Origin of the sequence: Lachnoclostridium phytofermentans, from assembly GCF_000733755.1 — a bacterium.
Lineage (GTDB): Bacteria > Bacillota > Clostridia > Lachnospirales > Lachnospiraceae > Lachnoclostridium > Lachnoclostridium phytofermentans_A.
Map to the genome: position 1 here is coordinate 320,934 of NZ_JPOF01000002.1, position 25,852 is coordinate 346,785.

Here is a 25,852-nt window from a genome sequence, read left to right on the forward strand (position 1 = left end):
AAGTTTTTCAATTATTAGCACCTTGCAGTACCACTTTTACGTTGTTATAATAAGCACTTTTTACGAATTTTGTTCCATTTCGCAGTTTTACTTTAAACTATTAAAATAGCTTTAAACAGAGGACTTTATGGCATTATTTAATCTGACCTTCCACAACAGATACCGCTTTTTCTATTGCAGCATCAATTCCAGCAGGATTCTTACCACCTGCCTGTGCCATATTTGGACGTCCACCGCCGCCACCGCCAACTAAAACAGCAACTTCTTTAATTAAGTTACCAGCATGCGCGCCCTTTGCCATAGCTCCATCAGTAGCCATTGCAATTAGGTTAACTTTATCTCCACTCGCAGAAGCTAAAAGAATAACACATTCCCCTAGTTTTTCTTTTAACTGATCTCCAAGGTTACGAAGTCCGTTCATATCAACATCTGTTACTTTGGAAGCTAAGAGTTTCACACCCTTTACTTCTACAACCTGATTCATTACATCGCCTAAAGAATTATTAGCAAGCTTAGCCTTTAACTTTTCATTTTCAGATAACGCAGCCTTTAACTCTTCTTGTAAGCTTTCAATTCTCTTTATTAAGGAAGATGGCTCAGTTTTTGCTACCTTGGCAGCCTCATGAAGTTCTTCTTCCATTGTTTTATAGTATTCAAATACTGCATTCGATGTAATTGCCTCAATACGACGTACTCCTGCTGCAATACCTGCTTCTGATAAAATCTTAAATACAGTAATAGAACCCGTGTTAGCTACATGAGTGCCTCCACATAATTCCTTACTAAAATCACCCATGCTTACTACACGAACGCTATCGCCATACTTCTCACCAAATAATGCCATCGCACCACTCTTCTTAGCATCTTCTACGCTCATTACTTCTGTAATAACTGGTACATTCTTTGCGATTTCATCATTTACCATAGCTTCCACTTTTGCAATCTCTTCTTTTGTTAAAGCAGAGAAATGTGTAAAGTCAAAGCGAAGTCTTTCACTTGTCACATAAGATCCAGCCTGCTCTACGTGAGAACCAAGCACATTACGAAGTGCTTTCTGAAGAAGGTGAGTTGCACTATGGTTCTTACCAATTGCTTTTCTTCTCTCAGAATCAATGGTAAGTGTTACTGTCTCACCAATTTTAAAGCTACCCTTGGTTACAGTACCAACATGACCTACCTTACCACCTTTTAGCTTAATGGTATCTTCTACTTCAAATTCAGCATCCTTTGTTGTAATAAGACCAACATCTGCTGTCTGACCACCCATTGTTGCATAGAATGGTGTTTCATCTACAATAATAGTAGCTGTCTGTCCACCTACAACTTCATCGGTTAACTCAGTTTCAGTAGTAAGAACCGTAATCTTAGAAGTGTGGCTTATTCTATCATAACCAACAAAGTTAGAAGTAATTGCAGGATCAATTTCATCATAAATACTTGCATCGGCACCCATGTAGTTTGTCACTGCACGCGCACTTCTAGCTGTTTCACGCTGAACTTGCATTGCTTTCTTAAAGCCTTCTTCATCAATACTAAAGCCTTTTTCCTCTAAGATTTCTTTTGTTAAATCTAATGGAAATCCATAGGTATCATATAATTTAAATGCATCCTCTCCATTTAAAGTCTTAGTCCCATTAGAAACTAATGCTTCTTCCATCTCAGCTAAGATGCTAAGACCTTGGTCAATTGTCTTATTGAATTTCTCTTCCTCTATTGTCAATACCTTAAGGATATATTCCTTCTTCTCTTCTAATTCTGGATACCCGTCTTTTGATTCTGCAATTACAGTCTTACTAAGCTCTGCAAGGAACTTGCCCTCAATACCTAATAATCTGCCATGTCTTGCTGCTCTACGAAGTAAACGACGTAAAACGTATCCTCTTCCTTCGTTGGATGGAATAATACCATCTGAGGTCATAAAAGTTACAGAACGGATATGATCTGTAATTAAGCGGATAGACATATCCTTCTTTGGATCCACTTTATACTCTGCGTTTGCCATCTTACATACATGGTCACGAATTGCTTTCATCGTATCGATATCAAATAATGTATCAACATCCTGAACTACAACTGCTAAACGCTCAAGACCCATTCCAGTATCGATATTTTTATTCTCTAATTCTTCATAGTTGCCATTACCATCGCTATTGAACTGAGTAAATACATTGTTCCATACTTCGATGTAACGGTCACATTCACATCCTACGGTACAATCCGGACTACCACAACCGTATTTTTCACCACGATCATAGTAAATCTCAGAACATGGACCACAAGGACCTGCACCATGCTCCCAGAAGTTATCTGCTTTACCCATACGGAAAATTCTTTCTGGAGCTATTCCAACTTCTTTATTCCAGATATCAAATGCTTCATCATCTTCTAAATAAATAGAAGGATATAAACGGTCTCCACTAAGACCAACAACCTCAGTTAAGAATTCCCAGGACCAAGCGATTGCTTCCTGCTTAAAATAATCACCAAAAGAGAAGTTACCAAGCATCTCAAAGAAAGTACCATGTCTTGCCGTTTTACCGATATTTTCGATATCACCAGTACGGATACATTTTTGGCAAGTCGTTACACGCTTTCTTGGTGGAATCTCCTGTCCTGTAAAATAAGGCTTTAACGGTGCCATACCGGAGTTAATTAATAATAAGCTCTTATCGTTTTGTGGTACTAAAGAAAAACTATTCAGCTTTAAATGTCCCTTGCTTTCAAAGAAGTCAAGGTACATCTTTCTTAGCTCATTCACACCATATGCTTTCATGGTTTGTCCTCCTGCTAGTTTCTATCGTTTTTAAGAATCATTTCGTAATGACTTCTTTTTATTGTGACTTACCATCACTGTTATGAATCCCAATGATCCTTCATAACATTTTGGTGAGGATACACATTCTTATTTCTTTCGTTATAAAGGTTGTTATTTCAACAACTTCTAAACATACACCAATGATTAATTATAAAGATTATACCGTCTTTTGTCAACTTGAAATCCCCCTGTATATAGGGAATAACCTAATAGTCTATTAATTATTCATGCAATAAAAAAGGCACGATAAGAAATAGCCTGACTATGTCTATCGCAGGGTACTCTCATGTGCCAATTAGACTATATTCTAAAGATTAATTATTTTTCACAGCTACCTGTTTGCTTTTTTCTCATGATCCAATATGCTTTGTACTTGCCCCTTTCTTCTTCTGAAAGATTCGAGTACGCTACATAAGTAATGTTACATGGCAAGAGGCTATGATTACAATGAAGACAATACGCCTTGCTCCGTTTGGATACCAGTCTAAAATTGTAACAGATTGGACAGATGTATACTTTTAACATGGGTATGTCTCCTTTCTAACAATATTAAGTATAATAAAGATGGGATAATTTGTAAACACTTTTAACTCTTATTTCTTACTTCTTTTTTTGTCGATACAAGAATCCCCTCAAAAAGTCAACTTTCTTGCCAACAAAAGTAAACTATGATACAATTCATTGTCCCCCAGCTATGGCAAGTAAAATGCTTGATATGTATCGTCCCACACTCCACAAAAGAAATCGAAAATAATTTTAATAATCATTCCATAAACTCTACCCTGATAAAACGTCTGGCAGATGAATCAAGTGAAATAGAATAAAAAAAAATGCTATATTTTTGCGACTTTATAAAGTCTTTAAAATAAGCACTCCTAATTTATCTCTATTCAATTTCGTTTTAAAATAGCAGCTCGTAGGGGAATCGAACCCCTGTTTCCGCCGTGAGAGGGCGGCGTCTTAACCGCTTGACCAACGAGCCTTACAACATTTTAAATTGTACTATATAATTTTTAAAAAATCAAGTAGTTTTTCAACTTTTTGATTTAACAGCTCGTAGGGGAATCGAACCCCTGTTTCCGCCGTTAGAGGGCGGCGTCTTAACCGCTTGACCAACGAGCCTTGCTACGTTAATTATATTACTACATGGAAACAGAAAATGCAAGTCCTTTTTTTGAATTTTTTGATTTTTTTTAATTTTTTGTACATTATGGTGTCATAATATACAATTTGTGTAAAATACCAAAATATCAACTACTTTCCTTTATTTTAACATAATAAAATTTTAGAGCACAATACAACATTAGGATGGTATCGTAATGAAGAAGATGTATTAAATGAGATAAAAGAGATTCATAATGCAATAAATCGAGGGGAACTTATGTACAGATTAAAATATAATGCTGATGTAGAAATTAAATTCGCAGGAATTAAATTAAAGGACTCTTGATGCTATTTCGTTTATAACAGAAAGAGAAAACTTTTCTTAGTAGTAATTATACATTGACAAAACACAGAATTCTCTAATCCCTGGTATTTCCCCTTAGAGATAAAAAGAGGGCTCCAATCGTAATGGGAGTCCTCTTTATCTTACTCACCGAAAGCGCCAGATTAGGCGGGATCTATATCAGCCAGAACCATATCAGTCCGATAGATGGTATCGATTCTTTACCATAACAGCTGTAAACCACAGGCAAGCTGCATAAAGTAATGTTCACAACTCTAAGGCAAGCATATCGATAATCTTATTTTATAGCATAAAATCCATCAAAGAAATCTGATTCGTCATTGGTAAATCCCCCAATAACCCCAAATCCCCCATAAGATCCACTACTGTACCACTGATTTTACATCTTGTTTTAAAATCATCTCTTGAGAGGAATTTTCCATCCTTTACTGCTTCTACTACCTGATCTGCCGCCTTATCTCCAAGTCCATCAATGGTGCTTAACGCTGGCATTAATTTACCATCTATAATCTGAAAATGATGTGCTTTTGCAGTATAGATATCGATTGGAATGAAGTCAAAACCTCTTGCATACATCTCCTGCACTACCTTCATATCCTTTAAGGTATCTTCTTCCTTCTTCGTCAACTTTTGCGCAGGATCATTTGACCCCATACGGCGCTTATAATCTGCCATATGATACTCCAGCCGTTCCTTACCAAGACACATTAATTCATAGTTAAATGCAGTGGCACGGATACTAAAATAAGCAGCATAATAAGCAAGCGGATAATACACTTTAAAATAAGCAATACGAAACGCCATCATAACATAAGCACAAGCATGCGCCTTTGGGAACATGTACTTAATTCGTTTACAAGACCAGATATACCAATCCGGTACCCCCTTCGCAATCATCGCTTCCTCCATATCCGGAGTAAGCCCTTTTCCTTTACGAACACTTTCCATGATTTTAAATGCTAGTCCATTCTCAACACCCTGACTAATCAGATATGTCATAATATCGTCACGAGTACAAATCGCTGTTGATAGAGTACATTTTCCCTCTGCAATCAAAGTCTGAGTATTATTTAACCATACGTCTGTACCGTGGGATAGACCAGAAATACGAATCATGTCAGAAAAGCTCTGCGGTTTCGTATCACGAAGCATCTGCATAACAAAATCAGTTCCAAGCTCTGGAAGACCAAGACTACCAAGGTCACAGCCCCCGATATCTTCTGGTTTTATTCCTAAAGCTTCGGTAGACTTAAATAATGATATAACCTTCTGATCATCCATGCGAATTGTCTTCGCATCAATCCCTGTCAAATCCTCAAGCATACGAATCATGGTCGGATCATCGTGCCCGAGAATATCTAGTTTTAGTAAGTTATGGTCAATGGAGTGATAGTCAAAGTGAGTCGTTACCGTCTTCGTTGTCATATCATTCGCTGGACGTTGTACTGGAGTAAATGAATAGATTTCTTCTCCTAATGGTAGAACGATAATACCACCAGGATGCTGCCCTGTCGTTCTTCGTACACCGACACAACCTTCCACCAGACGATTAATTTCTGCAACCCTCTTATGCACACTCTTCTCTTCATAATACTTCTTAATGTATCCAAATGCCGTCTTATCCGCCAGCGTACCAATCGTACCAGCACGGAAGGTCTGCCCTTTACCAAAAATAACTTCGGTATAATCATGTGCTTTACTCTGATACTCTCCAGAGAAGTTAAGGTCGATATCTGGTTCCTTATCTCCGTTAAATCCAAGGAACGTTTCGAATGGTATATTATGACCGTCTTTCGCTAATGGTTGACCGCAGACCGGACAGTCACGGTCTGGCATATCACAACCTGAACTCGAACCAAACGCTTTTACTTCCTCTGAATCAAAATCAGAGAAATGACAATTTGGACAGTAATAATGAGCAGGAAGCGGATTTACCTCTGTAATACCAGACATTGTCGCTGCGAAAGAAGAACCAACGGAACCACGGGAGCCAACAAGGTAACCATCTTCATTCGACTTCCAAACAAGTTTTTGCGCAATGATATACATAACGGCGAAACCATTATTGATAATTGATTTTAACTCATGCTCCAATCGATCCGCTACGATTTTGGGAAGATTAGGACCATACATGGAATGCGCTTTTTCATAGCAGATATTTCGTAGTGTCTTATCGGAATCTTCGATAACAGGTGGACATTTGTCGGGACGTACCGGTGATATTTTTTCAATCATATCACAGATTTTATTTGTATTTGTAATAACAACCTCTTCTGCTTTCTCTTTTCCAAGATAGCTAAATTCTTCAAGCATCTCTTCGGTTGTCCTAAAATATAATGGTGCTTGATTATCTGCATCAGAAAATCCTTTGGCCGCCATAATAATACGTCTATAAACCTCATCCTCAGGATTTAGAAAATGTACGTCACAAGTCGCTACTACTGGTTTATTGTATTCCTCCCCTAAGGCTATGATTTTACGATTAATCTCTTTTAACTCCTCTTCTGAGCTAATGTCTATTTTTTCGCTCTCAATCATGAATTGATTGTTACCAAGAGGCTGTATCTCATAATAATCATAGAACTTAGCAAGCCTAATGATTTCTCCTTCGGAAGAGTTTCTTAGAAAGGCTTGGTAAAGTTCACCTGCCTCACACGCAGAGCCAATTAATAAACCTTCTCTATATTTCGTAAGCACCGACTTTGGTATCCTTGGGCGGCGTTGAAAATAATCGATGTGTGAATAGCTAACCATTCGATATAGGTTTACTCGTCCAATATCATTTTGACACAGGATGATTGCATGGTAGGTAGGCATCTTCTTAATGACATCTGCAGTAACCTCTTCGGCTTTATTCATCTGGGCTAAAGTTTCTATGCCACGTTCACGAAGCATTTCCAAAAACTTTATATAGATTTCTGCAGTACATTCCGCATCATCTACCGCACGATGGTGATTTTCTAAGGAGATATTGAATTCCTTTGCTACGGTATCCAATTTGAAATTTTTTAAATGTTTTAACAAGATTCTAGCTAATCCCACCGTATCCACCGAAGTTACTTTTATTGGTGAATTTAAAAATTCTGCTTTCTTTGTAATAAAGCCAATATCAAAAGAGGCATTGTGCGCCACTAAATAACAACCCTCACAAAACTTTATAAATTCTGGAAGTATCTCTTCGATGGTTCTAGAACCGATTACCATCTCATCTGTAATGCTTGTTAACTTCTGTATCTCGTATGGAATCGGTACTTCAGGATTAATAAATGTGGAGAATCTATCAACAATGACACCGTTTTGTATTTTTACAGCACCTATCTCAATGATCTTATCTTTTACCGAACTAAAACCAGTAGTCTCAATATCAAAAACTACACAAGTATCTTTCATACTTTGTCCTTGATCTCCCTGTACAATATCCTTCATATCATCTACGACATAGGCTTCCATTCCATAGATAATTTTGAAGTCCTTTGCACGCTGCATCTTCTCTTCATCATCCTTATAGTCTTTCGGGTTAATTGCATGAGAAGCTTCCGGGAAAGCCTGAACCACTCCGTGATCGGTAATCGCAACTGCTTTATGCCCCCATTCGAAGGCCGTTTTAACAAGATCTTTTGGATCTACTACTGCATCCATATCACTCATCATCGTATGAGCATGTAATTCTACACGTTTATTTTCTGAACGGTCAACTCTCTTTTCTATAAAACTAGGTATTTTTTTGATTCCAATAATCGAATTTAATGTAATTTCACGACTATACGTATCATAAAGTGCCATCCCTTTTATTCGAATGAATATACCTTTTTTAACTTGACTACGAACGTCTTCGATCTCATCAGCTCGAACGAATATTTTAGCTGAAATTGTATCAGTGAAATCAGTAACATTAAAGGAAAGTAAGAACTTCTCATTTCGCAGCTCTCTTTCTTCTGTGGACAGAATCTTTCCACGGACTACAACTTCTCCGATTTCCTCTTGAATATCCTTAATTGGTATAGAATCTCCTTCAAACGGTCTACCATAAATAATATCAGGATCATCCGGAAGCTTTTTCTTGTAACCTTTTGCCTTATCGTAAGCAGTATTTTTCCTTTCCGATGGTGAGAATTTATCTTCTTTTGTTTTCTTTTCTTCCTTCTTCTCAAATGCTTTCGTTTCTGAGTTACTTCCTGAACCATCCTTACCAGTTTGATTATGACTTGGGTTTGAAGAAGACAACTCAAATGGTACCTCAGCACGTATCTCATCGTTTACTTCTTGGCTTGTTTCCATCGATACACTCACATTTTGCTTTATGCTCTCTCTTCGTATCTGTGGGTACTCCTCTTCTTTATCATCCTCTATCAGTTCATAAAACTCAAATTGGATCACCGATGGGATACAAAATCGTTCTTCAAATAAAGGCTCTAAAAACACTTTAATTTCTTCCGATTTTTTTTGATTCAAGAAGGTATCTGGAAGCTTTATTATCATTTTGTTAGCATCAAAAGATATCTCTGCCATACGTAGTATGTTATAATTCATGATACTACTGTCATTTAGTTCTTCCAAAATACTATCGCAGTGCATATTCCATAAAGATTCTGGATTATATTGTGAAGAAAGTTGATAGTTTTCTATCAACTTCACTCGGCTTTTGGTCGATGAAAAAAGCTGCTTTTGCAGCTTCGCTTCCATCATTTTTATTTGTTTCCTACTAATCAGATGTGTACTCTGTATGTAGATATGAACATTTCCATTATTCTTTGATACCAACGCTTTTAATACGCTGATATCAGAGAATAACTCATACAATTCTTTTTCTACATTCAGTGTATCAAACACTTCAAAAAATAACATAATTACTCCCGTCTACGCGCCTTAGCACGCATACAAATAAGGATGTTGAAAAAATAGTTGTATAATCAAAACTAACATCCATTTAGCGTTCTGCGTCTTATTCACTATCCTCATTCTGAATATTAAACTGTTCGTCAATAAGCTATAAACAAGAAAAAGCACGCTTAGCGAACTTTTTCTTGTCATTAACTATATGGGGAATAAGTTAACCAATTTCCTCTACTTTTTATTGAGAAGATAAAGCCAACCAATATCCCCCACTTATTTCTATTGAGAAGATAAAGCCAACCAACTTCTACACATATTTCTATTGATTATAGAAAGCTATCCAATTCCTTCTTAAGCTCTTCTAACAAAGATTCCTCTGGCACTGTACGAATAACTTCTCCTTTTTTAATAATGCAACCAACACCTTTGCCGCCTGCTACACCGAGATCCGCTTCTTTTGCCTCTCCTGGTCCATTCACAGCGCATCCCATGACTGCAACCTTAATATCCAAATCATAACTGCTTACTAAATCTTCCACTTGTTTTGCAAGACCAATCAAATCAATTTGAGTACGTCCGCAGGTCGGGCATGAAACAACTTCTATACCGCCTTGTCGCAACCCTAATGTTTTTAATATAATCTTTGCTGACCGAACCTCTTCGAGTGGTTGATCTGTTAAGGAAACTCGTATGGTGTCACCAATTCCTTGATTGAGAATCAAACCAAGGCCTATTGCTGATTTGATGTTTCCTGCTACGATAGAACCTGACTCAGTAATTCCAACATGCAATGGATAATTTGTCTTTTGAGCAATTAATTCATGCGCTTTTACACACATAAGCACATCAGAGGACTTTATACTAATTACCAAGTTATCATAACCTAATTTTTCAATAAGATGAACTTTATCAAGCGCACTCTCTACTAATCCTTCTGCCGTTACATGTCCATACTTTTCTACAATATGTTTTTCTAAGGAACCAGAGTTTACTCCAACACGGATTGGAATATTACGTTCCTTCGCTACATCAATCACTGCCTTTACTCGTTCTATATCTCCAATGTTTCCAGGATTAATACGAATCTTATCTGCTCCACTCTCCATGGCAGCAATCGCTAAACGATAATCAAAATGAATGTCCGCAACCAAAGGAATATGAATCTTTTTCTTAATTTCCCTCAGTGCTCCTGCTGCTTCCATCGTTGGAACAGCACAGCGAATGATATCGCAACCTGCTTCCTCAAGTTCTAAGATCTGATTTACCGTTGAGGCAATATCCTCTGTTTTCGTATTTGTCATAGATTGAATTAAGACAGGATTTCCTCCTCCAATCTGTCGATTTCCAATTGTAATTACTTTTGTTTTATCGCGATACATAATATCCTCTTTTCTAACTAAGACCTCGAATCACAACTACATTCACATTTCATATTTCCTAAAGAACCTTATCAATGTAAATCTATATAGAATAATTTTGAACCTTACCCTATATCATTAATGCAATTAAAACAACTTAAGAAATCATAGTAATAATATTATTGTCTACTCAAATCCTAGAAAAAAACATTCTTAATATCATTAAAGAATAAGAACACCATTAATATCATCAAAGCAACAAAACCTAGCATGTGAACAAAGCCTTCTTTTTCTCTGTCCAGTGGCTTTCCACGAACTGCCTCAATGATTAAGAATATCAATCTACCTCCATCCAGCGCTGGAATAGGGAGGAGATTCATTACTCCAAGGTTTGCACTTAATAAGATCCCCCAGTTAAATAGTAAGATAATTACATTCTTAATACCGATGTCTTCTTTTGCTTCTACTACATTACCAAGCTCGCTGACAATACGAACCGGTCCTCCCAGTTCATCTGCTCCTACTTTACCAGTAATTAGCTGACCAAGACTTTTTACTGTCGTTTCGATCCAGTAACGAACTTCTGAAATACTATAGCGGACAACTCCAAAAACGCCTGTCTTTTCATATCCTTGATTATAGTTAAATCCTATGGTATACCACTCTGTCATACGTGGGGTAACCTCAACGGTATCTGAATTTCCGTTGTGTGTATAAGTAACTGTAAGCGGGGTTCCATCCAGTGGATGACTTTCCAGATAAGAACTTAGATCAGCACTTGTCTTAATCTCTGTTCCATTCACCGCTGTTATGATGTCACCATTCTTAATCCCTGCATCTTTAAATGCAGAATCATTTAACAAAGTAATCTGAGCTTCCCCTTGAGAGTCTGGCGAATAAGATATACCCAACATATAGCGTTTATCAACGTCTGGAACTAAAGTAGTCGATAACTTTTCCCCATTTCTCTTAAATTTAACAGTGATTGGACTCTGTGTCTTAAGAGGATTAAAATCAAAATGCGTTGTAATATCCCTTGCAAATACAACATTTTCACCATCAATTTCGGTAATGATATCACCAACTAAAAGACCTGCATTAGCACCAGCACTGCCCTCAGGAACATCAACAACACGAGCTGGATCATATCCTACCATTCCAACTACAAATAATGCAAGGAAAAACGCTAAGATAAAGTTAAATAACGGTCCTGCAAATATCGTTGAGATACGCGCCCAAACACTTTTATTATTGAACGCTCCTTCATTATCGTTTAGTTCATCCTCTCCAAGCATCATACAAGAGCCACCGATTGGAAACAGCTTTAACGAATACCTTGTTCCATGATACACTTTGCTAAAAAGACGAGGTCCCATACCCAGGGAAAACTCCGTCACCACAATACCATTCTTCTTCGCCAACAAAAAGTGTCCCAGTTCATGGAACGTTATGATGACTCCGAATATTAATAATGCTACAATTATTTTCATCCAGTAAATTTCCTTTCTTTAGCATGTGGGCAACCTGTCAGATCTGATAATTAGCCTTCACACACTCTCTTTCTATAAAATCATATGTTTCCTGTTCCACATTCAGAATTTCATCTAAGGAAGGTTCCTTCACTATCGACACATTCTCCATTGCTTTTTCTATCAATGCAGTAATCGAAAGGAAAGATATTTCACGTTTTAAAAATTTTGCAACCGCAAGCTCATTGGCTGCATTAAATACAGTTGGGACACTATGCCCTTCCTTCATCGCTTCATATGCCAAACGTAAGCCAGGCAGGTGATTGATATTTGGCTTTTCAAAAGTTATCTGGCCAATATCAAAAAAATCCAAACGTTTCCCCGGAAGATATCTTCTCTTATCAGGATAATAAAGTGCATACTGTATCGGTAATTTCATATCCGGAGTACCAAGTTGCGCTATAATTCCTCCATCTTCATACTCCACAGCAGAATGAATAATACTTTGTGGCTGGATTACAACTTCAATTTTATCCAGTGGCTCGTGAAATAGCCAGTGTGCCTCCATCACTTCAAGACCTTTATTTACCATAGTCGCTGAATCTATCGTAATTTTTCTGCCCATTTCCCAGTTTGGATGTTTCAGTGCATCTTCCACCTTCACATATTTAAGCTCCTCAAGGGTTTTCCCACGAAATGGTCCACCAGAAGCAGTTAATATAATTCGACTGACAGTTGATGATTCATTGCCCTGAAGACATTGAAAGATAGCGGAATGTTCACTATCTACAGGTAATAAATTTACATTATGCTTCTTTACCAAAGGCATTATTAAATGCCCTGCGGTTACCAACGTTTCTTTATTTGCAAAGGCAATATCTTTTCCCTTTAAGATTGCCTCCATTACTGGTTTGATTCCTATCATACCAACAACAGCGCTTACTATCATATCAGCACTATCTTCCGTAGCGCAAGCGATAAGACCTTCCATTCCTGCTTCCACAATAACATCTAAGTCAGAAATCCTGTTCTTTAGTTCTTGTGCTTTCTCCCTATCATATACGCAAACAAGTTTCGGATGGAACTCTCTGATTTGTTCTTCTAATAATGTGATATTAGAAGACGCGGCAAGTGCAGATACTTGCAAGTCCTTATTATTTCGTACCACCTCTAAGGTCTGTGTGCCAATAGAACCGGTAGATCCCAAAACTGATATAATTTTCATAGTAACTCCTAACTATGCACCATAGTGCACATACTTATCAAGATGCTGAAAGTTTTCCATCACCTTAGATCCTAAGTATAGAAACTGATACCTATAGAATCTTGCGTTTTATCATTATAACACTTGAAGTAGGTAATATACAATCGGTGCAGTAAAAATAATACTGTCAAATCGGTCCAATATTCCACCATGCCCAGGGATTAATTTTCCATAATCTTTTACTTCATGGTTACGTTTTATAGCAGAAGCTGCTAAATCACCTATCGTAGATATCACTGCGGAACACCCACCAATAATTGCGAAACTTAATTGAGGATTTTTAATCGAGGTTAGTTCCCCTTTTAAAATGGTTGCAAATAAAAAACCAATCAAAGCGGCTCCGAGAATACCACCAAATAATCCTTCTACCGATTTCTTTGGGCTTAAGACTGGAGCCATCTTATGCTTTCCAATCTTTCTACCTACAAGGTACGCACATGTATCTGCACCCCAAGCTCCAATAAAGATCATCCATACAAGTAGAAAACCATTCTCTAATATTCTAACCCTGTATATAAAAGATAGCATGATGCCAACATAGATGAGACCAAAATATACTAAAGTTACCTGGTCTGAATGAAACTTAGGAAAGGAGAATACATATACACCCATTAACACCAACAAGAATCCAATGAGTAAAGGAAAAATTAATTCTGTTTTATTAAAATACACTACCATATAAAAGAGTATACAAAAAATATATCCTGTGAAAGCCAAAATACTCTTATTCATCTTAAGCACTCGGTATAACTCCATCATGCCTATTAATGATATCGCAAGAAGTAATGCAAACAATACTTCTCCACCTATAACCATCGCTGCTACCGTAATCAACATTAAGATACAGGAACTACGAAATCGTATCAAAAAAGATTGATCCTTCATTATAACCTCTATTCTAGCGCTTTCGCACCTTTTAGTATTGTAAGTACTTTTTTATACCTCATTAATTTATCTCGTAAAAACTCCTATTTCAGCCCACTCCACCGTATCTACGTTCTCTGCCATTATAGAACTCTATTGCTTTCATAAGCTCTGCCTTATTAAAATCTGGCCATAAGACATCAGTAAAATAAAACTCAGAATAAGCAAGTTGCCATAATAAAAAATTAGACAAACGCTGCTCACCACTGGTGCGAATTAATAAATCCGGTGCAGGAATTCCTTTGGTATCCAAATAATTCTCATATACTTCTGTATTTAAATCCTCAATGGATAATTTTCCATCTTTTACATCCTGTGCTATTTTTCTCGTTGTACGTAAGATTTCATCCTGTCCACCATAATTTAAGGCAACTTGAAAACACAATCCCGTATTGCTCGCACTAACTTCCTCAAGCTTTACAATCGTATCCTGTAAGGATTGCTCTAATCTAGTTATATCACCGATGACATGTACTCTCATATTATTCTTTTTGCTTTTACTTAAACACTCAGATAAAAAGTCTTTTAGTAATTTCATTAGAGTATCTATTTCTGATTGTGGTCTTGACCAATTTTCTGTAGAAAAAGCATATACCGTTACGTACTTAACACCAAGGTTATAAGACTCTCTACATATCTCCTCTACAATTTTACTTCCTTGCTTATGCCCATAATTACGTGGCATCATTCTTTTTTTCGCCCAACGGCCATTCCCATCCATAATGATGGCTATATGATTTGGAATCTTTAATCCTTTTAATTCTGTATTCATTAACCCCTATGCCTACCTTCCTTTCGATTGCAGCAAATTACTTGCAGTCATCTTGATTTTTTTATTTTTGGCATATATGCTCATAAATAAAAGCTATCGTTGTATTGGAATTACAATATAAAATAGGACGTATGGACCTTAAAAAGTCTTATACGTCCTATATGATAGCTTATCGAAATCTATTGCAGATTCCGGGCACTGATTGCACCGTAAATCCGAATATGATTAAACAGTAAGAATCTCTTTCGACTTATCTTCCATTGCCTTGTCAACCTCAGCAACGAACTTATCTGTAATCTTTTGAATTTCATCTTCGATTTGCTTTTGCTCATCTTCAGAGATTTCATTTGCTTTTGCAAGCTTCTTAATTGCGTCATTCGCATCACGACGAACATTACGAATTGCAACTTTAGTATTCTCAGCCTTTTTCTTAACATCCTTAACAAGGTCTTTTCTGCGTTCCTCAGTTAATTCTGGAAAAACAAGACGAATTACTTTTCCATCATTGCTTGGTGTTAACCCAAGGTCAGAAGCTAAAATAGCTTTTTCTATTTCCTTAATTAACTTTGATTCCCATGGCTGAATCTGAATGATTCTCGCTTCAGGAACAGAAACATTTGCTACTGCTTGAATTGCGGATGGTGTTCCATAATAATCTACTCTTAACTTATCAAGTAAATGTGGATTTGCTCTACCAGCTCTAATTGCTACATACTCTTCCTTTAGCGTATCTAAAGACTTCTGCATCTTACCTTCAAAAGGTTTAATTTTTTCATTCATAAAAAAGACCTCCTACTATTTTCAATCCATTGTACCAAAATTTATTCTACTGTTACCACAGTTCCTGTACAATTTCCCTTTACATTATTGACAATACTGTTCTCCTCATTAAGAGAAAATACAAGTAATGACTTCTTATTTTCCATACACATAACAGTAGCTGTTAAATCCATGATTGCCAGTTTTTTATCAAGTAATACCTGATAGGAAACCGTATCGTATTTCTTTGCATTCGGATTTGCTTTTGGATCACTATCATAAACTCCATCCACTGCTCTAGCCATTAAGATGACATCTGTCTCTAATTCGATTGCACGAAGTGCTGTTGCAGTATCTGTTGAAAAATACGGATGACCTGTTCCACCAGCAAGGAAGATAACCTGATTCTTTTCTAAGCATTCCACTGCTTTATCCTTACTAAACAGCTCTGTCATACTTCCACACTGAAATGGTGTAAATACTTTTGTTTCCATACCCACATAGCGGAAAATATCCGATACATAAATACAGTTCATTACCGTTGCAAGCATTCCAATTTGATCAGCTTTCGTACGGTCAATGGTCTCGCTGCTACGTCCACGCCAGAAGTTTCCTCCTCCGATCACGATTGCCACTTCAATACCATCGTCAACTAATTGCTTCACCTGCTTTGCTACACCAATACAGGTTGCTTCATCAAAGCCTGTCTTCTTATCCCCAGCAAGTGCTTCCCCACTGAGCTTTAATAATACTCTATTATAGGATTTCATATTATGCTACCTCTCATGTCTTTGTTATACACATCGATGATTTCGCATGCGATTTTCTACTGTTCCCAAACAGTCACAGCAATTTTACCATATTTGAGAGTAGATTTCTACCCTGTTCTATGGAGAAACCTTATTTTTCTTTAAATACGTCTTCGACATCCATAGAAGCATAAGCTAAGGAAATGAATCCTTCCAAAACAGCACCATTATTCATCTGCATGGATCTAGCTTTCACATTCCCTTTTACTACTGCTGTTGCATCTAGTAGAACTGGTCCATTAATATCAACCTCTCCTTTAACAGCACCTGCAATCTGACCAGAACTAGCAGTTACATCGCCAATCACTACAGTACCCGGTTCTATTTTAATATTTCCTTCACTACTTACACTACCTTCTAATCGTTTGGAATTGATTTCAATCTCAGAAGCAATAGAGTTACCAATGATTCGTCCAGTAATCGATAATTTCCCTTGGCATTCAATATCACCAATTACCGTACCCATTATATCTAAGGAGCAATCTGAGACTATACTACCATTAATCGTTGTACCTTTCGAAATAATCGTAACTGCATCCTTATCATTTGGGGATAACTCTCTCTTAGGTTGCATGGTATTTCCATCTTTCTCCGTCGGTGCTTTTTCTTCTTCATTCAATAACGTGTCCAATAATTCTTCATCAACAACGCTCTCTTCAAAATCTACCATGGTATTCTCTCCATCTCCAGTTTCTTTCAATTCCTTTATTTCTTCCTTTATTTCTTCCTTTATTTCTTCCTCTTTTTCTACCTTTATTTCTTCCTCTTTTTCCTTCTCTTTGTCAGAGGATTCACGTTCTACATTTTGTGTTTGCTCATTTTGGTTTTCCATATGTACGCCTAACGGTTCTTCTCCTAATAAAGCAGCTTCTGAATTTAGCAATTCTTCTGTCGCATTCATGATTTCCTGATATATCTCATCTTCCGATAGTTCTAGATTAGATTCCTCTAAGATAAAGTCATTTGACTTCTCTTCTACAGGATCTTCCACTAAGACATCTTCTGTGACAACAGGAGTTTCCTCCTCGATATTTAGCCTATCGAAGATTTCCTCTTGCTTTTCCTTATCCGATTCACTACTAGACTTTTTGCGGTCCTTATTGAAATCTTTAAAGAAACCCATTCTTACACGACCTCCATTATGTTTCATTCGTTCTCTGCCTTCTTCCGTTTTTTACATTACAGCACAGAATTCTACCAAATACATCTTATTCTATATTAATCAACTTCGAGAAATTTGTAAAGTAGAATCTGAAAAATTGGAGTCCTATCCTAATGAAAGTTCTACAATATACCTCATAAAATTGAGTAAAAATTAGATAATTTCTCACAAAATAACAGGAATAGTATAAATTATCCATTCCTGTTTCTTATTCTACTCTTTTGTTATTAATTGATATCCCTTCTCGTCTCGAGATAAGATTTTTTCGGATATCATATCTCTTCTTAACGTACAAAAATCATCATGATAATCCGCAATGGTAATATTTACTTCTCTCTCCGTATAAAGCTTCCCTGGTTCAAATGCCTTTGCTATCTCTTCTAAAATAATTCGTTCTTTCTTCCTCTGAACAGGAATTGACTTTAATTTTCCATACTCAAAGAAACTTTCAATCACCTTCTTACGATATTGCTCTTCTCGTTCTTCTTGAACTTCTTTCTCACTAGATTCTTCTTTTATAATATCTAGTGTTTTTGCGTTTAAGATGTTTTCTTTTAATGAATATATCGTATAATATTGATCTTTCTTAGAATTTACTACACCTGCATCTTCTAATTTTTTTAAATGGAATGATATTGTTGGTGGTGTCAGATTAAGACGCTTGGCCAAAAGCTCCACATACATTGGCTGCTCCGCCAAAGATTTTAGTATCATCAATCTGGATTTATCTGCCAATGATTTGAATAATTTAATTGCATCATTTTCTGTCATATATGCTCCTTTAGAATCCTATCTTCTATTTCTTATTTCTTATTTCTATATTCTTATTTCCTATATTGGCTATTTCTTATTTACTATATTTTTTATCTACTTCACTATTTCCTTACTAATTTCTTATTTAAATTCTACTGATAATTTCTTTATCCTATATTAAACTCAGCTACCAGATTAATACAGTGCTATAAACTGTTCTTCTAATTCCTTTGCTACCTGTAATTTTAACTCTTCGATCACTATATTTGCAACATCATTATGCCTCTTGGCAAGTTCAAGGCGAGCTATCCAATTCTTTGGAATAGTTTCGAAACGATTTGTAAAGTCCGCTTTTAATCTCAGTAGTTTCTCCTCTTCTGATACAGATAATTTTTCAAGTTGATTCACATGGGCTTTAAATAATACCTCAAATATGTCGCAAATGTTCTCTTTTATTTTTTCATGATCTGCTTCGTCCTTACGATTATCTTTTTTTAAGTTTTCATATTGTTCTGTACATTGTTTCTTTTTATCTTCAATAAATCCACAATATTGTAGTGTTAATTCCTTTATTGTCATTGTAGTTCCTCCTTAAAATATGTTTTCTTTGATTATATCAATATAATTATATTTAGTCAATTTGATTTTATATTCATCTATTTAGTTTTTTGTAATAAATTATGTATTAACACCTTTTCTACTAACTTTATTTCCAAATGTATCTTATCAATTTAGTAACCTCTCATAAAAAAAGACAAACAAAAGAACCGAAATTCCTTTATTTGTCCTTAATTTATGGCATCTATGAATCTATACCTTATTACTATTGCTCTTCTTTCGCATCATATTTCCCAACAGAACCCATATATACAACAAATTCATTTTCTTTCTCATTCGACGGATCTGTATCTAATCCTAACAAAGCATCTGCCAATGCTTGATCATACGCGCCAATACCACAAGTACCACAGCCAATTGCCGTACAAGCCAAGTATAAATTTTGTCCTACGTGTCCTATATCGATTAAACAATATTTTTGAGCCTTGTTTGTATAACGCCACTCACTACGATAAGGGATTACGGTCCATACAAAAGTAACTGCGCAGGTTCCCACAAAAGTTTGTCCACAGCACGCCTCTGACACCCTATCCATTTGATTTTCAAGAGAACCTAAGAATTCCAACCTATGTTCAGTCGCTACATAATGATATCTGCCAGGTTCTAGCCCCTCCACATTATTTACAAAGAGATACGTTTCAAATGGATGTCTTGCTCCAGCGGATGGAACCGTACGAAGAGTAGCTTTATTCTTTTTTCCTATGACAGTTTTAACACCTTGTGTTGTCCAAAGCAAAAATGAAAGCTCCTTCAATGTTATCGGTTGCTTATTGTAAAGTCTTCTGCTAGTTCTTTGATTCATAATATCTAAAAAGCTATTGTTGATAACCACATCTTCAAAATCTTTAGGTAAACTAATTGACTTTGCGCTGACATAAGCCTTATCCAACGCTGGTTGTGGTAAACCTTGCTGTTGATCGGATGTTGTCTCTTCATCCAGTGCCGTATATGCTTTCATAACTTCTCTTAAATCAATAATATCCATCTTCTTATCCTAGCAGTTGTTAAAGCGGATATTCGCAATCCACTTACGCTACTTTCTCATAACTTAATTACTACTTCATGGCAATTAGGTTAAATTCCTGCTTTTCTCCTTTTTAATTTTATGTAGCATCCTTATTTATTTCATTGTTTTATGCTGTAATGATAAAATCCTTCCTCTGTATGCTTTCGCAGATTCTTCCTTATTATTCTGTGATTTCTATCAGATTTCCATCTGGATCTTTCACAACCGCCTCATAGTAATGATCCCCAGTCACTCTTGGCTCTGACATAATAGAATAACCATCTCCTCTTAATCTTAAGACAAGTTCATCCACCTTCTTACGATTTCCAACAGAAATAGCAATGTGATGTATACCATTAGCTAACAAATCATTCGATTCTGCTAACTCATCTAACGTCATAAGTTCAATTCTCGTTCCTTCTCCAAAGGATAGAAAATAACTCTCAAATCCTAGGTTTCGCTTGCTTTGGTATTTCTCATTACTTGTCATACCAAAGTAGCTCTCATAAAATGCCCGCAAACGTTCCAAGTCTTTTGTATAAATACCAATATGAGCTAGCATCTAGTTCCACCCTTTCTTTAGACTATTAGAGACTCTCATTTAAAAGCAAACTTTTTTCAGTTATATTGAGAAACTATTTGTATTCTTTCATAAATTAGGTTTCTAATTGAGTAACTTTCCCTCTTATCATCTATTTATACAATAACATAGTCTATAAATGAAATACAATACGAAAAAGTAAGGTAATCTCAAAGTATTGTTATGTTCAACGATACCGCACTCATTTAAATGAAGTCAAATGAATTTGGTTTATTTAGTCTTATATCTAATCTATTAGCCCGTTAATGTCATAAAATGTTAATCTAGCCAATCGACACCGACGCTAAATATAACTTAAAACATATCAAAAATGGACCCTATAAGATAGAGTCAGTTAAATTTGAGGAATATCCTCTTTTTTTAACTGTCTTTCTTATAGGGTCTATTTTACCATAGTCTCTTTTCATTAAATATTCAGTTTAAATTGTGTTTTATCTCGTTTTCTTAGTATTTACTCATATCTAACGTAGTCTACTTCCACATAGCCTCCGCCATTCACTGTATTGTCATGATTACTAAAGACACCATTCTTAACGCCTACCCATCTTCCTGCTTTTGCATGGATGGTAAACGCTTCCTTATATTCCTCTCCATCAAGACTATAAGACATTGTGATTGTCTCCTGAGGAACATGCTTTACTGGAATATCCATTTCCATATTATCTAAATAACCAACGCACTTCACTTCATATTTAAAGAATACAATCTTTTCCTTATCTTTAAAATCGCTTTCTGCTAATGGAATACTTACTTTGTTCTGATCTGCATAGGAAACATCACAATCAAAGTTCTGAACTCCTGTAATTTTCTCGATCGCATAGGAACCATTCTTTTTACTGACTGCCATGGCACTATATTCCATACCTAAGGATACAATACCTGCAGTATCTCCATCCTGTAATCCTGCAAAACTCATCTTAGTGATACAAGAAAATTCAGGTGCTGGCCACTTCTGTAACAGAAGGTTGCGATAATCACAGACCGGACGTAATGGTACAGAAGATACCGCATTCAATTTAATCTTTGAATTGCCTAATTCATACCAACCGTTTTCAGGATTAGCATTCCACTGCCACTGTAAGCCAAGACTACTGCCTTCAAATTCATCCGTAGTATCTGGTTCGCATACTGGATATAGTGGATTGTTTTTCAGCTCTTCCTCTGTCTTTCCGATATTCGGTTTCTTATATTCCATGACTGGTTCTCCGTAGTCATTTTCTTCTTTATTTACACCAATGATTGGCCATTCATTCTCCCAATGCATAGGTTGAAGGTGAACGATTCTCCCTGCTGCATAAACATCTTGAAAATGTAAGAACCAATCCTCTCCTGTTACTGTATCCACCCAAGCTCCTTGGTGAGGTCCATTCACAAGAGTATCTCCTTGTCTCATCACAATCTTATGTTCATAAGGGCCAAATACATTCTTGGAGCGAAGAACTAACTGCCAACCCGTCTTTACACCACCTGCTGGTGCAAATATATAATACCAACCATTTTTCTTATACATTTTAGGACCTTCGGTAGTAACATTACCATTGGTATCACCATCGAAAATTCTAACTTCTTCTCCGATAAGCCCCATACCATCCGGTTGCATTTCCACCATATGAAGAACACTCTTATATCCAATACGACTCTTTGCAACACCTGCAACAAGATATGCTTTACCATCTTCATCCCAGAATGGACATGGATCAATCCAACCTGCACCTGGTCTGATATTCACAGGCTCGCTCCACTTTCCAAATGGGTCTTTTGTTGTTGTCATGTAGATACCTTCATCTGGCATTGGAAAACACACATAATAAGTACCTTCATGATATCTGATTGCTGGTGCCCACACACCACATCCATGCATTGGATTTCTGTACCTGAACTCTGGAACTTTATCTAATACATAATTCACAACTTTCCAATTCACGAGATCCTTAGAATGCAGTAAGGGTAACGCTGGCGCATTACAAAAACTCGACGCTATCATAAAATAATCGTCCCCTACTCTAATTGCATCTGGATCAGAATAATCCGCATAAAGGATTGGATTCCTATAGTTACCATTTTCTAAATCTGCTATCCACATAAAAGTCCTCCATAGTTGCTTACGTATAATTAATTTACTCACTATACTATATTACACTATTGTAGTTAAATTTTCTATAGTTGTTGCAAATATTTGATAGAATCATAAAAAATTAGTAGTATTGTACAGTAAAAATGTGACTTGTCTACACCCTTTAGTAACTGTGAATTATTTTCAGCGAAACTTATATTTGATGTTCTAAATTCTCATAGAACAAAGTGGCTTCGCCACTTAGGCTTATCAAGTCTTATACTTAGAAGCGAAGGTACTTTGTCGCGCCGAACCCATAGGGTGAGTGCGCATCCCTCGGAGAGTTTTTAATAGATAGGAAATTGCGTTGCAATTTCCTATCTATTAAAAAGAGCTTCTGCTACTCACTGTCTACAGGCAGCGAAAAACATAAGCCCTAATATATCTATCTAACTTTTTAAATCCATATATTTTGATACTTTGATATGATGGTCGGATAAATACTTTTTAATTTTATTTCTTGTTTTCGCAGTACTTCCGCTCCCTGAGAGGAAAAATAATTCCACTTCTTTTCCAGACGGTATCATATCAATCATACTATTAAATGCTGGTGCAGGATATCCTGCCCAAATTGGTGCTCCAATCAAGATACGTTCGTATTTTGTAAAGTCGATATTAACCTCATCAATCTTAGTACTACTTTGTTTTCTTGCTTGTACACACCCTTTTAAGTAAGCATTCCATTTGGATCTTTTCTTAGATTCCTTTATTTCCACTGAATCAGCATTGTTCTTTTTGGCTTGTTTCTCAGCCATCTCTTTCGTATGTCCGGTAAATGAGTAATACATTACAAGCGTCTTTGCATTTGTTTTCATCTTTGAGTTACGCTTCCTTTCATACAGATTCCTATTTTTGTATTTCTACACGATAGCCGTTTCCATCGAACACATTTTCGCCAGATATGATTTGCTTTCTCACTATAACTTAATTATGTATTTCGTGTTACTACCTATTCATAACCTACTAATAAAGCTTCCTTATTATCTGAATGGGTAAATGCACATTTCTTAACTAGTAAGTGTTTCCACCTTTAAATATGACGGAAACTACCTTCGCAAGTTAACAGCATATAACTATCTTTTTTCATTTTATTACGAATTGCCCCTTTGTCAAGTGGTATTTACTTAATAATAAGCAATCCATATCATATACTTGTTATAATCAGATATATGGGTATATTTACATACATAAGTTTGTGGTTGTAGCCAATATTCAAATTTGTAGCGTGAAAGAGATATCTTTCACGCTACACCAGATTCTTTCTTGTATCTTATTTTTATCAAATCAGTATGTACTCAAAAATTCATCCGTAAAAATGGCATCCAGATACCTCTCCGGCTGCTTCATAAATTCAGAAAAGGATACTGGAAATTCTCCATACCAGTCATGCTCATCCTCAAAGTAGGAAAGGCATTTTTTCTTAGTATTCCAAAATAAACTAATTCCCGGATAATCTCCAACCGCTTGTGTCAGTAATATTCCCTTACGCATACCAAAATGACTGTCTATCAGATCTTCTAATGGCAAAAAAATTATATATTGAATTGCATTTTTCTTTGAGAAATCCAGTCTTAGCTCTCCCTTTAATAAAAATTTTTTTATCTCTGCCGGAAGTTTTTTTAAAATCTTATCCGTATCTCACCGTTCTCCTCTCAGTAGGAGTGCATTCTTTGGCTTTCCTAATTTCAAAGCCATCTCAAAAGGTAGTTTTTTCGTTAAGCTCGGAATATTAGGATCTGCCCCTCTCTCTAATAAATAATGAATCATCTTTTCATCACTAAACATACCTGCCTCTGCTATCAAAGTATCACCGGTAGCATTAACAACTGTTTTTTTTCTGTTGTTAATATCAAATCCGTTATCTAAAAGTATGGCAAGTGTTTCATAATCACTATTACGTACTGCACTTTGAGCTGCATCAGTAGCATATTCTATAGGATATCCAAGGCTTAAGATATAGGGTACTAGATGCATTCTCTTTCCAGATTCGAGATAATCAAATGCCGTAATACTTCCGTTACATACAACAATCTTTGCTCCTTTTTCAATAATATACTCAATCATTTCTTTCTCTAAATGTTTAACTGCATATAAAAAAGCATTCTAATTTAGCCTTATGTTCAATAAGCCATCTTATCGAGGAATCTACCTTATACTCAATCGCATAGATAAGCGGATAATGAAACCACTCCGTTGGTTCAAACCTTTCTATCGGTTCGTTGACATTCCAGCCTGCCGCATATGCTTTTTCTAGGTTTTCTAAATTACCGTTTCTGATATCTTCTGCTATTTCCCTATGCCATGGTGAAGTATATTCGTAACCCATATCTGACATCATTTTCTTGTTCTCTCTTCCTTATATTTTGTAAAAACCTATAATTAACACTAATACTGCTGCCCACCAAATCAGTAGGCAGATTCTATCCGTATATACTTATTTGGTGTCGTGCCTGTGCTGTTTGTGGCACAGGCACAGAATTTAGAACGGAGAAGCATTACTGATTGCTAATAAGATAGCCTTTATCTCCGTTAAGGAACGATTTATCGCAACACGTGCAGACTCATTCGCAGTGACAGCCATATACGAATTTATAATATAGTAGTTCACCATTTCGTAATAAATTGTAGTGTGTAGATGCTTATGAACACCGGTTTTTAACGGTACTAAGTTAGTATCCGCATTCACACTGATATTAACATCACCCTTCTCTAATATGTCTCTTGCCGGTTTTGCTGCACCGGCAGTTTGTGCCACAATATGATGTACCTCGTGCGAAGATGGATATTGTGGAGCAACTGTTTTTTCAGCGATTCGTTCAGCAATATAAAGAGAAACTCTTCTAGCACTCTCCTTAACATTGATAACAATATAATTGGTTATATAGGTCCCTAAAGCAAATAATGCATTACCAAATCTATCTATGCTTGAACTAAGAAACGCCTGCCATTTTGGAAAGAAATCCGAGCTGATAAAAAAGGCATAGAGTGCTAGAAACCCTATAAAGATCAAAGCCAAACATATATACGTGATAGCTGTGCCTGCTTCATGTCCGGTATAATCCAGATAGTTTATCGGATTGTTATTACAGTAGGAAAAAGCATTATAAGTTGCCAATATTTCATCTGCA

At 36.2% G+C, this 25,852-nt stretch carries 20 protein-coding genes and 1 tRNA gene; all 21 read right to left on the bottom strand.

The window, feature by feature from the left end; translation table 11 throughout:
- Positions 1 to 133: 133 nt before the first annotated feature.
- Positions 134 to 2,773: an alanine--tRNA ligase gene (gene alaS / locus CC92_RS0104020; protein WP_029504327.1), complete on the bottom strand. Its 2,640-nt coding sequence runs from the start codon at positions 2,771 to 2,773 to the stop codon at positions 134 to 136.
- Between the two features lie 952 nt (positions 2,774 to 3,725).
- Positions 3,726 to 3,797, bottom strand: a tRNA-Glu gene (locus CC92_RS0104025).
- Positions 3,798 to 4,565: 768 nt separating this feature from the next.
- Entirely contained in the window at positions 4,566 to 9,128 is a 4,563-nt protein-coding gene (locus CC92_RS0104035) for a PolC-type DNA polymerase III (RefSeq protein WP_029504326.1), read from the bottom strand.
- Positions 9,129 to 9,442: 314 nt separating this feature from the next.
- Positions 9,443 to 10,495 (bottom strand): flavodoxin-dependent (E)-4-hydroxy-3-methylbut-2-enyl-diphosphate synthase, encoded by a 1,053-nt coding sequence (gene ispG, locus CC92_RS0104040; RefSeq protein ID WP_029504325.1) that lies wholly within the window; start codon positions 10,493 to 10,495, stop codon positions 9,443 to 9,445.
- Between the two features lie 176 nt (positions 10,496 to 10,671).
- Positions 10,672 to 11,964, bottom strand: a complete 1,293-nt coding sequence (gene rseP / locus CC92_RS0104045) for an RIP metalloprotease RseP (RefSeq protein WP_029504324.1) — start codon at positions 11,962 to 11,964, stop codon at positions 10,672 to 10,674.
- A 37-nt stretch (positions 11,965 to 12,001) separates the two neighbouring features.
- Positions 12,002 to 13,168, bottom strand: coding sequence for a 1-deoxy-D-xylulose-5-phosphate reductoisomerase (locus CC92_RS0104050; protein ID WP_029504323.1), 1,167 nt, complete (start codon positions 13,166 to 13,168; stop codon positions 12,002 to 12,004).
- Between the two features lie 114 nt (positions 13,169 to 13,282).
- The gene (locus tag CC92_RS0104055) at positions 13,283 to 14,092 is read right to left on the bottom strand and encodes a phosphatidate cytidylyltransferase (RefSeq protein WP_051650848.1); all 810 of its coding nucleotides are present in this window, start codon (positions 14,090 to 14,092) and stop codon (positions 13,283 to 13,285) included.
- A gap of 88 nt (positions 14,093 to 14,180) precedes the next feature.
- The gene (locus CC92_RS0104060) at positions 14,181 to 14,903 is read right to left on the bottom strand and encodes an isoprenyl transferase (RefSeq protein WP_029504321.1); all 723 of its coding nucleotides are present in this window, start codon (positions 14,901 to 14,903) and stop codon (positions 14,181 to 14,183) included.
- Between the two features lie 225 nt (positions 14,904 to 15,128).
- The gene (gene frr / locus CC92_RS0104065) at positions 15,129 to 15,683 is read right to left on the bottom strand and encodes a ribosome recycling factor (RefSeq protein WP_029504320.1); all 555 of its coding nucleotides are present in this window, start codon (positions 15,681 to 15,683) and stop codon (positions 15,129 to 15,131) included.
- 41 nt (positions 15,684 to 15,724) lie between these two features.
- Positions 15,725 to 16,432, bottom strand: coding sequence for a UMP kinase (gene pyrH, locus CC92_RS0104070; protein ID WP_029504318.1), 708 nt, complete (start codon positions 16,430 to 16,432; stop codon positions 15,725 to 15,727).
- A 130-nt stretch (positions 16,433 to 16,562) separates the two neighbouring features.
- Complete coding sequence (locus tag CC92_RS21390) at positions 16,563 to 17,621, bottom strand: bactofilin family protein (RefSeq protein ID WP_155998446.1); 1,059 nt, start codon at positions 17,619 to 17,621, stop codon at positions 16,563 to 16,565.
- A gap of 225 nt (positions 17,622 to 17,846) precedes the next feature.
- Entirely contained in the window at positions 17,847 to 18,404 is a 558-nt protein-coding gene (locus tag CC92_RS0104080) for a metalloregulator ArsR/SmtB family transcription factor (RefSeq protein WP_029504316.1), read from the bottom strand.
- Between the two features lie 177 nt (positions 18,405 to 18,581).
- Positions 18,582 to 18,965, bottom strand: coding sequence for a hypothetical protein (locus CC92_RS0104085; RefSeq protein ID WP_029504315.1), 384 nt, complete (start codon positions 18,963 to 18,965; stop codon positions 18,582 to 18,584).
- 244 nt (positions 18,966 to 19,209) lie between these two features.
- Positions 19,210 to 19,989: a SagB/ThcOx family dehydrogenase gene (locus CC92_RS0104090; protein WP_031420175.1), complete on the bottom strand. Its 780-nt coding sequence runs from the start codon at positions 19,987 to 19,989 to the stop codon at positions 19,210 to 19,212.
- 202 nt (positions 19,990 to 20,191) lie between these two features.
- Complete coding sequence (locus CC92_RS0104095) at positions 20,192 to 20,572, bottom strand: VOC family protein (protein ID WP_029504312.1); 381 nt, start codon at positions 20,570 to 20,572, stop codon at positions 20,192 to 20,194.
- Between the two features lie 490 nt (positions 20,573 to 21,062).
- Complete coding sequence (locus CC92_RS0104100) at positions 21,063 to 22,694, bottom strand: glycoside hydrolase 43 family protein (RefSeq protein ID WP_029504311.1); 1,632 nt, start codon at positions 22,692 to 22,694, stop codon at positions 21,063 to 21,065.
- A gap of 419 nt (positions 22,695 to 23,113) precedes the next feature.
- The gene (locus CC92_RS21395) at positions 23,114 to 23,539 is read right to left on the bottom strand and encodes a flavodoxin family protein (RefSeq protein WP_051650846.1); all 426 of its coding nucleotides are present in this window, start codon (positions 23,537 to 23,539) and stop codon (positions 23,114 to 23,116) included.
- A gap of 469 nt (positions 23,540 to 24,008) precedes the next feature.
- Positions 24,009 to 24,215: a hypothetical protein gene (locus CC92_RS0104110; RefSeq protein WP_029504309.1), complete on the bottom strand. Its 207-nt coding sequence runs from the start codon at positions 24,213 to 24,215 to the stop codon at positions 24,009 to 24,011.
- A gap of 147 nt (positions 24,216 to 24,362) precedes the next feature.
- A complete protein-coding gene (locus CC92_RS0104115) occupies positions 24,363 to 24,788 on the bottom strand; it encodes an ankyrin repeat domain-containing protein (protein ID WP_029504308.1) in 426 nt (141 codons plus the stop codon).
- A gap of 16 nt (positions 24,789 to 24,804) precedes the next feature.
- Complete coding sequence (locus CC92_RS0104120; RefSeq protein WP_029504307.1) at positions 24,805 to 25,062, bottom strand: hypothetical protein; 258 nt, start codon at positions 25,060 to 25,062, stop codon at positions 24,805 to 24,807.
- Positions 25,063 to 25,203: 141 nt separating this feature from the next.
- Positions 25,204 to 25,839 (bottom strand): AHH domain-containing protein, encoded by a 636-nt coding sequence (locus CC92_RS0104125; protein ID WP_029504306.1) that lies wholly within the window; start codon positions 25,837 to 25,839, stop codon positions 25,204 to 25,206.
- Positions 25,840 to 25,852 lie beyond the last annotated feature (13 nt).